Source organism: Sphingobium sp. AS12, assembly GCF_019097845.1.
Lineage (GTDB): Bacteria > Pseudomonadota > Alphaproteobacteria > Sphingomonadales > Sphingomonadaceae > Sphingobium.
Map to the genome: position 1 here is coordinate 159,774 of NZ_JAHRGM010000067.1, position 9,120 is coordinate 168,893.

The 9,120-nt window shown below is 62.7% G+C and carries 10 protein-coding genes; 6 read left to right on the forward strand and 4 right to left on the reverse strand.

Annotated features, from left to right (window positions below; all coding sequences use genetic code 11):
• The first annotated feature begins 207 nt into the window (after nucleotides 1–207).
• Complete coding sequence (locus tag KRZ98_RS20565; protein ID WP_217675104.1) at nucleotides 208–1,305, forward strand: acyl-CoA dehydrogenase family protein; 1,098 nt, start codon at nucleotides 208–210, stop codon at nucleotides 1,303–1,305.
• A complete protein-coding gene (locus tag KRZ98_RS20570; RefSeq protein WP_217675105.1) occupies nucleotides 1,302–1,667 on the forward strand; it encodes a Rieske (2Fe-2S) protein in 366 nt (121 codons plus the stop codon). The genes KRZ98_RS20565 and KRZ98_RS20570 overlap by 4 nt, the downstream gene beginning before the upstream one ends.
• Nucleotides 1,668–1,688: 21 nt before the next feature.
• Here the strand turns inward: KRZ98_RS20570 and KRZ98_RS20575 are convergent, their stop codons facing one another.
• Both KRZ98_RS20575 and KRZ98_RS20580 read right to left on the reverse strand, forming a co-directional pair.
• Nucleotides 1,689–2,438, reverse strand: a complete 750-nt coding sequence (locus KRZ98_RS20575; protein WP_217675188.1) for a ThuA domain-containing protein — start codon at nucleotides 2,436–2,438, stop codon at nucleotides 1,689–1,691.
• A gap of 14 nt (nucleotides 2,439–2,452) precedes the next feature.
• Nucleotides 2,453–3,214, reverse strand: coding sequence for an SDR family NAD(P)-dependent oxidoreductase (locus KRZ98_RS20580; protein ID WP_217675106.1), 762 nt, complete (start codon nucleotides 3,212–3,214; stop codon nucleotides 2,453–2,455).
• 165 nt (nucleotides 3,215–3,379) lie between these two features.
• Here KRZ98_RS20580 and KRZ98_RS20585 point away from each other — a divergent pair, with 165 nt between their 5' ends.
• Nucleotides 3,380–4,906 (forward strand): fatty acid--CoA ligase, encoded by a 1,527-nt coding sequence (locus KRZ98_RS20585; protein WP_217675107.1) that lies wholly within the window; start codon nucleotides 3,380–3,382, stop codon nucleotides 4,904–4,906.
• A gap of 76 nt (nucleotides 4,907–4,982) precedes the next feature.
• A complete protein-coding gene (locus KRZ98_RS20590) occupies nucleotides 4,983–5,405 on the forward strand; it encodes a nuclear transport factor 2 family protein (protein WP_217675108.1) in 423 nt (140 codons plus the stop codon).
• 311 nt (nucleotides 5,406–5,716) lie between these two features.
• On the opposite strand, the gene KRZ98_RS20595 is transcribed toward KRZ98_RS20590, so the two are convergent.
• Together KRZ98_RS20595 and KRZ98_RS20600 are read right to left on the reverse strand one after the other, a co-directional pair.
• Nucleotides 5,717–6,499 carry an SDR family NAD(P)-dependent oxidoreductase gene (locus KRZ98_RS20595; protein ID WP_217675109.1) on the reverse strand — a complete coding sequence of 261 codons (783 nt, stop codon included), beginning with the start codon at nucleotides 6,497–6,499 and terminating at the stop codon, nucleotides 5,717–5,719.
• Nucleotides 6,496–7,299: an SDR family NAD(P)-dependent oxidoreductase gene (locus KRZ98_RS20600; protein ID WP_217675110.1), complete on the reverse strand. Its 804-nt coding sequence runs from the start codon at nucleotides 7,297–7,299 to the stop codon at nucleotides 6,496–6,498. The genes KRZ98_RS20595 and KRZ98_RS20600 overlap by 4 nt, the downstream gene beginning before the upstream one ends.
• Nucleotides 7,300–7,451: 152 nt before the next feature.
• Here KRZ98_RS20600 and KRZ98_RS20605 point away from each other — a divergent pair, with 152 nt between their 5' ends.
• Nucleotides 7,452–7,871, forward strand: coding sequence for a nuclear transport factor 2 family protein (locus KRZ98_RS20605; protein ID WP_217675111.1), 420 nt, complete (start codon nucleotides 7,452–7,454; stop codon nucleotides 7,869–7,871).
• A 9-nt stretch (nucleotides 7,872–7,880) separates the two neighbouring features.
• Nucleotides 7,881–8,660, forward strand: a complete 780-nt coding sequence (locus KRZ98_RS20610) for an SDR family NAD(P)-dependent oxidoreductase (protein ID WP_217675112.1) — start codon at nucleotides 7,881–7,883, stop codon at nucleotides 8,658–8,660.
• The last annotated feature ends 460 nt before the right edge of the window (nucleotides 8,661–9,120 follow it).

The window sequence follows — 9,120 nt, forward strand, 5'->3', positions numbered from 1 at the left end:
GACGATGCTATGCCTGACGCACGGTTGCGACAAGCGGCAAAACCTATGACTAGCGATAGGTTTTTCCCTACACGCACCAGGATCGAGAACCTAGCGGAAAGCCCAGTCAACGCCGCGCCCGCCTGCCGTGCATAAAAGCGTCATGGAACAGCAACAGCGGGGCAGCGCAGGACGCGCGCCAACCATGACAGACCGGGGGATGGTGGCTTGAATTTCGATCTCAGCGAAGAGCAGGCCATGCTTCGCGATCTGGTCGACCGGTTCGGCGCAGACCGTTACGATCCCGCCCGCCGCCTTGCCTATCTGCGCGAACCGCGCGGCTTTGCCGACGCCAACTGGGCGATGCTAGCGGAAACCGGCCTGCTGGCCTTTACGCTGCCGGAGGAAGCGGGCGGCTTTGGTGGGTCGGCGGTTGATATCATTACGGTCATGGAGGCGCTGGGCCGCTGTGTCGTTGTAGAGCCGGTGCTGCCTGCGATCATATTGGGGGCCGGGCTGGTTGCGGCGGCGGGGACGGACAGCCAGAAAGCGAACTTGCTGCCTGCTATCGCGGCGGGCGAGGCGATCGTCGCCGCTGCCCTGTTCGAGCGGCAGGCGCGCTTTGACCTGGATGGCATCAAAACCCGTGTCCACGACGGCCGGATCAGCGGCGCCAAGCAGATGGTGCTCTGCGGCAGCTATGCCGATCATCTGCTGGTGGCGGCGCGGACAGGAGAGGGAGCGCTGACGCTTCATCTGGTTAAGGCCAATGCGCCCGGCATCACCATCACCCCCTATCGGCTGGTCGATGGGTCGATCGCCGCCGATATGCAATTTGTCGACACGCCGGCCCAGCCAATGGCGGGCGGGGAGGCGGCATTGGCGCAGACTCTGGATCAGGCGCGGCTTGCCATTTGCGGTGAATTGCTGGGGCTGATGGACATGATGTTTGCCGCCACGCTCGACTATATCAAGACTCGCCAGCAATTTGGCCAGCCGATCGGCAGCTTTCAGGCGATCCAGCACCGCATGGCCGATTGCTATGCCCGCGTCGAACTTAGTCGATCGCATCTCTACCGCGCCGCCGCCGCCGATGGCGCGACCTGTGCCGCTGCGGTCATGGGCGCGAAGGCCTATATCGCCCAGAGCGCGATGCAGGTGGGCGAGGAAGCGGTGCAGCTGCATGGCGGCATCGGCACCACTGAAGAACTGATGGTGGGGCAGGCATTCAAGCGGGTGATGATGCTGGCGACGCTGCTGGGCGACACTGACCATGACATATGTGAATACATAGCCATGACCAGTAGCGCGGCGGATCGGCCATGACGGAAACCTATCATCGGGTGGTAGAGGCCAGCGCCGTCGAAGAGCGGGCGATGCTGCCCTTTCTCGTGAATGGCTGGCCCGTGCTGATCTGCAAGGACGAGGGGAAGGTCCACGCCCTGATCAACCGTTGCAGCCATGCCGCGGCGGAACTGGCACCGGACGGCCGGGTGCGCCGCGGCGCGGTGATGTGTCCGCTACACGGCGCGCGCTTCAAGCTCGATACTGGCGCATGTCTGGGTGGGGCGGATTACAAGCCGCTCAAACTCTACCCCTGGCGCGAGAGCGCGGATGGATGGATTGAGGTGGCGGTACCGGATGCAGCGCCTGGTGCGGAGAATATGCCGGTTAAGCAATTGATATAAAAAGATAAGTTAGTTTCAAGGTCACTTATCCTTGCACCACTCGATCCCCCGCCTCAGCAGATCGTAAAAGACCGGCAGGTCCCAGGCGCAGCGATCGACCGTGGGCCACCAGTCCAGGAACGGTTGCATGTCATAATGGCCGCGACAATGGCCGAGCGTGTTGTACAGCACCGCGCCCTTGCCCTGCGCCTTGATGTACATCACCGGATGCCGGTCCTGCGCCCAGTCATGTTCGTCAAAGCCGGTCGCCTCGCCCGCAAATTCGGTGTCGAGCAGGACGTGCAGGTCGCCATGCCGCTCCATCAGATACAGCTCGTCGGTAGTCTCGAAAGGTGCGATGCCGCGCGTCAGAATATGATCTGCATCGGCCACATCGACCCGGTATGGCGCGATTGGCGGGTGAGCGATGAACTGACTGCCCAGCGTCTCCATCATCAGCGGCGCCCAGCGCGGACTGCCATAGAGGCCATTGTCGAACAGCCGCAGCACCGAATTGGTGCCATGCAGCGCATACCAGCGCCCGCCGTCCTCTACCCACTGGCGCAGCGCTTCCTGCGCGGGCAGCGGCGGCACGACGTCACAAGTGTAGGTGATCAGCATATCGGCGGCGAGGATGGCGTCGAGATGGCCATAATCCTCGAACACGCGGGTCCGCACGCGCGGATCGTCGGCCAGCAGTTTGAGCAACTCCAGCCGGGCAAAGTCCATGTCGTGATAGAGACCACCGACGATCAGCACACAATTGATGCGCGCAGGCTGCGTCTCGCTCATCATTGCCGCCTCGCTCAATATTGCACGCCCTTGGTGATGCCGCCGTCAATCAGCACATTGGCCCCGGTCATGTAACGGCAGGCGGGCGAGGCGATGAAGGCGATCGCCTTGGCTAGTTCCTCGCCCGTGCCCATCCGACCGAACGGGATTTGCTTGAGGATGCCATCGTGGAAATCGGCCATATGTTCCTTGATATAGGCCCAGGGACCGTCATCGGTATAGACCGGGCCAGGGGACACGCAATTGACCCGCAATCCTTGCGGCGCATGTTTCTGCGCCAGCGCGGCGCTGTAATTGATCACTGCGGCCTTCATCGCATTATAGGGCTGCGGTCCCATAAATTCCTCCAGCGCGCCGGTAGAGGAAATCGTGACGATCGACCCGGCATCGGACTGTTCCAGCGCGGGCAGGGCAGCGTGGATGCCGCGCACCAGCGGCAAAATGTCGCCGTTCAGTACCGTGATCCAGGCTTCGGGCGTATCCACCCCCGGATTGACCGAGACGAATGAAATGAAGATGTCGCAGCCGCCCAGTTGCTCCGCGGCGCTGGCGACCCAGCCGGGAAAGGCCTCTGCATCGGTCACATCCACCGACGCGCCGATACCGCGCACACCGAGCGCCCGCACTTCGGCGACGACCGTATCGACCTTGTCCTGCGTCCGCCCGCACAGCGCCACGTCGCAGCCCTCGGCGGCCAAGACCTTCGCTACCGCCCGGCCGATGCTGGCATTGGCACCTGCCAATATGGCTTTGCGCCCTTTCAGACCAATGTCCATGACGGCATCCTTTTCCTGAATTTTCTTCAATCGTCCGTCTGTTTACCGGCATATGTGACGGGCTGCACTGGCAAAAGCGTCAGGGTAAGCTGGCCTGCTTAGCGATTGTGACAGGGCGGCGGTGCGCCTTTTTGCGCTATGCAGGCGGTCCTAAGCGGAGGGGCCATGTCGAGTAGCGTCATCACTATAGCGGATCATGTCCGGGCGCACGCCGCCGCGACGCCCGATGCCGTCGCCCTGATTTTCGAGGGGCGCGAAACCAGCTATGCTGCGCTCGACAGGCAAGCCTGCCGGGTCGCCAACGCCCTGATCGCGGCGGGCCATGCGCCGGGTGACCGGGTCGTCTATCTCGGCAAGAATCGCGATGACTATTTCGGCTTCTGGCTGGGCGCGGCGAAGGCGGGCCTGGTCACTGTGCCGGTCAACTGGCGACTCGCCGCGCCGGAGGTGGCCTATATATTGTCTGACGCGCGCCCCTGCCTAATTTTGGTCGAACCTGAATTTCTCGACCGGGTTGCGGAGCAGGGGGCGACGGTCCTGCTGACCGATCCGTGCGGCGATCACCTGCTCTTTGCCGATTGGCGCGATGCGCAGTCCGACGCCGATCCGTGCCGTGACGGCGGCTATGACGATGCGGTGCTGATGCTCTACACGTCCGGCACCACCGGCAAGCCCAAGGGGGCGATGCTGTCCAACCGCAGCCTGCTCGGACTGCGCGCGTCGGAGCCGGACCTGCCCGACTGGTATCGCTGGACCGCGCAGGACGTGTCGTTGATCGCCATGCCCATCTTCCACATCAGCGGATCGGGCTGGGGTCTGTGGACGCTCCAGCATGGCGCAAAGGGCGTGGTGGTGCGTGAGTTCGATCCCGCGCGCGTACTGGACCTGCTCGTCACCTTCCGCATCAGCAAGATCATGCTGGTCCCCACAGCGCTGCGCATATTGTGCGATCATCCTGCCGCCACCGACACCGATTTCAGCTTCCTGCGGACCATCTGCTATGGCGGGTCGGCGATCCCGCTCGACCTGCTGCGGCAGGCGATCGCGGTGATCGGCTGCGGCTTTGCGCAAATGTACGGGATGACCGAGACGGCCGGGACGATCATCGGTCTGCCACCGCAGGACCATGATCCGGCAGGGAGCGAACGAATGCGCGGCATCGGGCTGCCGCTGCCCGGCGTGAAGGTGCGGATCGCGGACGAGGGCGGCGATACGCTGCCGCCCGGCGCGATCGGCGAGATATTGGTAGCGTCGCAGGCCAACATGATCGGCTATTTCGACCGGCCCGACGCGACCGCTGAAGCGATTGACGCGGACGGTTGGCTGCACACCGGGGACGCGGGCTGGATGGACGCGGACGGCTATCTCTATCTGGCCGACCGGATCAAGGACATGATCATCACCGGGGGGGAGAATGTCTATCCGGCGGAAGTGGAAAATGCGCTCTACAGCCACCCTGCCGTGGCGGACGTCGCGGTGATCGGCGTGCCCGACGCCAAATGGGGGGAGGCGGTCAAGGCGATCGTCGTGCCTGTTGCGGGCGAGACGCCCAATCCCGCGACGCTCATCGCCTGGGCGCGCGAACGCATTGCTGCCTATAAGGCGCCCAAGACAGTGGAATTTCGCACCGACCTGCCCCGTAACCCGTCGGGCAAGATTTTGCGCCGCCTGCTGCGCGACGAGTATCGGTAAGACCTGCGATTTCCGGCAGGTTCCGGGCGTCAGCTCCCCGCCTATCCTCCCACAAAACAGAATGAGGAGAGAGGTTTTGACCGCTAATTTTTCCGGTCCTCTGGAGGATCGGCTGGCCATTCGCGAACTGCTCGAAACCTATGCCGATGCCGTCAATCGCGTCGATCGCGATTTATGGGCCTCGCTCTGGGTGGAGGACAGCCATTGGGATCTGTCGCACTATCCCGAACTCGGTATCGTGTCGGGCAAGGCCGAGATTGTCGATCTTTGGGCGAGCGCGATGCCCCATTATCCCCAGCTCAGCTTCCTGCTCAATCCCGGCATGATCCGGGTGGATGGCGACCGGGCGGTGGCGCGCGCCTATTTTTCCGAAGTCTATGCTGAACCCGGCACCGGCAAGGATAAGCGCGCGCGGGCCTGTTATAATGACAAGTTGGTGAAGCAGGACGGGAAATGGTTTTTCCAGAGCCGGTCCTTCACCATCATCCACCAGAGCTGACGATATTTCCGCCAGTTCGCTCTCCAGGAGCTGCGGAAATTGACCCGGTCGCCCCGCGCGATCGGGTTCTTTTTGGCCTTCGAAACCTGGCGAAACAGCAATTCTCCCCCTGCGGGGCGGTACTATTGTCTATGAAACTGCCCTCTCCTCCAACGTCATCCTGAACTTGTTTCAGGATCCATTTCTCGCCACGGGCAACGGCTTTTGGGGCACGATGGATGCTGAAACAAGTTCAGCATGACGATGTAAAAACGACGTAAGTTTCACATGCGATCGCCCCCGCCGTTGGTGGGGAGGATGAAGGCGGACAATCAATGCGCGGTCATTCCGCCGTCTATCACCAGTTCCGATCCTGTGACGAAACTGGCGGCAGGTGCGGCGAGATAGACGATGCCGTCGACAATCTCCTGCGCGGTGCCCATCCGTCCCAGCGCATGGCCTGCCGATACCGTCGCACGCGCGGTGGCTTCGTCGGGGAAGGCGCCGGTTTCGACATAGCGGGCGTAGATGGTGTCCATCATATGGGTGTCGATGCCGCCGGGATGCACGCTGTTGACGCGGATGGGCTGGCCGAGCGCTGCATATTCCAGCGCCGCGCATTTGCTGAACAGCCGCACCGCGCCCTTGGAGGCGCAATAGGCCGACATGAAAGGCGCGCCCGCCAGCCCGCCGACCGAGGACAGGTTGATGATCGACGATCCGCCCCGCCGATCGGCACCACTGCGGCCGAGCAGGTCGGCCATGGCGCGAGTGCCCAGAAATATCCCCTCGACATTGATGCTCATACATTTGCGGAATGTCGCCAAGCTGGTTTCGGCAATCGTATCGGTCACCGAAATCCCGGCATTATTCACCAATATGTCGAGCCGCCCATAGCTTGCCGCGATATGCTCTGCCAGCGCGGCCCAGCCCGCTTCGTCGGTCACGTCGAGCGGTCGATAGTCCGCTGCGCCCGCTACCGACGCGCTGGCCGCCATGTCGGTCGCGATCACGGTTGCCCCGGCCTCGGCCAGCGCCCGGACGGTCGCGCCGCCGATCCCGCCACCGGCCCCGGTTACCAGCGCCACCGCACCGCTCAGATCAAAACTGCTCATCGCGCCGTCCACCCTCCGTCCACCACGACCTCGCTGCCGGTCATATAGCTGGCGTCGTCGCTCGCCAGAAACGCAACCACCTTGCCGATCTCAATGGGTCGGGCCAGCCGCTTGATCGGTGTCGTCTGTGCCATCTGGTCGATCAGGTCGTCCGCCGTTAACGTCCCGTCACGCGCGGCCCATCGCTCCATCCCCTGTCGCAGCAGCGGCGTATCAACAAAGCCGGGATGCACGCTGTTGACGCGGATCGGGACGCCCGCATCGGCAAATTCCAGCGCATTGGACTTGCTGAACAGCCGCACCGCGCCCTTGGACGCATTATAGGCCGACACGTCCCCCATGCCGACCAGCCCCATGATCGAGCTGATATTGATGATGCTAGAGCCATAGGGGGTCGTCGCCCCGCTTTGCGCCAGCAGCGGCTGGAACGTCTTGGTGCCCAGGAACACCGTGTCCATGTTCAGCGTCATCAGCCGCCGCCAGGTCGCCAGTTCCAGATCCTGCACCTTGCCGGTCAGGTCCGCGCCTACATTATTGATCAATATGTCGAGCCGCCCGTGCGCCGCCACCACCCGTTCGCGCGCGGCCTGCCATGCCTCCTCCAGCGTGGCGTCCAGCCGGATATAGGAGCAGCCCGGCATCGCAGCGATCGCGCTGGCGACCGCCTCGCTGTCCTCCGCATCCAGATCGGTGATGATCGTCGCTGCGCCATCGGTGGCCAGACATTCCGCGATCGCCCGCCCGATGCCCCGCAGCGCGCCAGATACCAGGGCTACTCGTCCGTCCAGCCGTCCCGCCATGAGCATTCCTTTCCCGTCAGACCCGCACAGGGCCATCCTGTTCTTGTTGATCGACTTGTCGGCTTACTGGCCCTTCGCTTCACCTGCCGCTTTTTACAGGTTCGCCGACATTCCCAAGCGCGCATCTAGGCTGGAACAGGAGAGTGATTGCCATGGACTCGCACCGCTATGCCGCCATCCGCGCGATGGTCGAAAATCTCTATGCCCTGACGGCTGCGGGCCGCTGGGACGAGGCGGAGGCGATGATGACCGACGATTTCCGCATCCTGGAGGCTGACAGCCTGCCCTATGCCGGGGAATATCTGGGCAAGGGCGCACTGCGCGACCTTTATACCAAGGTGTTTGCCTTCTGGGAGGATGCGTCGCTCGAAACCAGCGATATCACCGTGTCGGAGGATCATGCGATCGTGATGCTGACGGTTCATGCCACCTCCCGCCACAATGGCCAGCGGCTGGCCATGCCGCTGTGCGAGGTATTTCATCTGCGCGACGACAAGTTCAGTGGCATCACCCCCTATTATTTCGATACAGCATCGATCGCGCGGGCGACCGGCACGCTGATGGCGGATTGAGGACAGGATATGGCTGATCTTTCGGGCAAGGTGGCGATCGTCACCGGCGGCACATCGGGCATAGGCCGCGCGACCGTTCAGCGGCTGGTGCGGGATGGGGCGCAGGTCGTGTTCACCGGATCAAATGAAGATGCGGCACAGACCCTGTGTGTTCAGACCGGCGCGCGCTTTGTCAAGGCGCGGGTGCAGGATGAGGGCGACTGGGACAAGGTCGCCGCCTTCATCAGCGACGAATTTGGCCGCCTCGACATCGCCTTTGCCAATGCGGGGACCGAAAGCGGCGACGGCAGCGTGGAATCGATCAGCATGGATGGCTGGACCGGGATCATCGCCGTCAACCAGACCGGGGTGATGCTGACCGCCCGGACGGCGCTGCATCTGATGCGCGCCAATCCGGGCGGGCCGTGCGGGTCGATCATCATCAATTCGTCCATGTCGGCGCATAAGGTGATGGGCAATTATATGGCCTATTCTGTGACCAAGGCCGCCGTGCTGGCCATGGCCAAGTCGATCGCCATCCATTGCGCCACCGAAAAACTGCCGATCCGCTGCAACGCCATCCTGCCCGGCGTGGTGGAGACGGAGATGATCAGTGCCATCATCGCCAAGTCCGCGTCGCCCGAAGGCGCGCGCGCGGCCTACAACAGCATGTCGCCGATGGGCCGTATGGGCACCGTCGAGGATATTGCCGCCCTGGTCGCCTTCCTTGCTTCCGACGAGGCCGGTTTCATCTCCGGCGCGGAATATGCCATTGACGGGGCATCGACGGCCGGGATGACCGGGGTGTGATCTAGCCTGCTGTGCAGGCGAAGATTGCCCGACCGAAAAACCGACATCCGATGGTTCTGGCCAGCCGGCTTGCTCGCTGTGCGCCGCGACGGAAGCTGGTAATCAGCTTGCGATAAGTTGCAAGGTTTGACAGAGTGGTTAGGTTGATTCGAAGATAAGCATACCGCGACAATTTGCGGTCAGGTTTTCACGAAAAATGTTGAGAATAAGCGGGTCGCGTCGCTCACGTTCTGGTTACCCCGGCATCAATTAGCCGGTGTGACAGGAACGGTCGTCCGCGTTGCCGGTTCCGCTGTTCGACGGTCCAACCGGTTCAACGGAGGGTGTGTTTCACCCTCTTGTCCCAAAGCAGGACAACAGACGATTATTTCAGTCTGGATGCCGTTTGGGGGGGGCTATGGAGCAGGACGTAAAGGCATTTCGCAAGTTGGGCGACTTGCTGGCCCTCGGACGGCGCTCC

Bases quoted from the DNA above. Each gene is read 5' to 3' on its own strand.
- KRZ98_RS20605 (WP_217675111.1), top strand. From the start codon at position 7,452: ATGGACTCGCACCGCTATGCCGCCATCCGCGCGATGGTCGAAAATCTC.
- KRZ98_RS20585 (WP_217675107.1), top strand. From the start codon at position 3,380: ATGTCGAGTAGCGTCATCACTATAGCGGATCATGTCCGGGCGCACGCC.
- KRZ98_RS20575 (WP_217675188.1), bottom strand. From the start codon at position 2,438: ATGAGCGAGACGCAGCCTGCGCGCATCAATTGTGTGCTGATCGTCGGT.
- KRZ98_RS20600 (WP_217675110.1), bottom strand. From the start codon at position 7,299: ATGGCGGGACGGCTGGACGGACGAGTAGCCCTGGTATCTGGCGCGCTG.
- KRZ98_RS20595 (WP_217675109.1), bottom strand. From the start codon at position 6,499: ATGAGCAGTTTTGATCTGAGCGGTGCGGTGGCGCTGGTAACCGGGGCC.
- KRZ98_RS20610 (WP_217675112.1), top strand. From the start codon at position 7,881: ATGGCTGATCTTTCGGGCAAGGTGGCGATCGTCACCGGCGGCACATCG.
- KRZ98_RS20580 (WP_217675106.1), bottom strand. From the start codon at position 3,214: ATGGACATTGGTCTGAAAGGGCGCAAAGCCATATTGGCAGGTGCCAAT.
- KRZ98_RS20570 (WP_217675105.1), top strand. From the start codon at position 1,302: ATGACGGAAACCTATCATCGGGTGGTAGAGGCCAGCGCCGTCGAAGAG.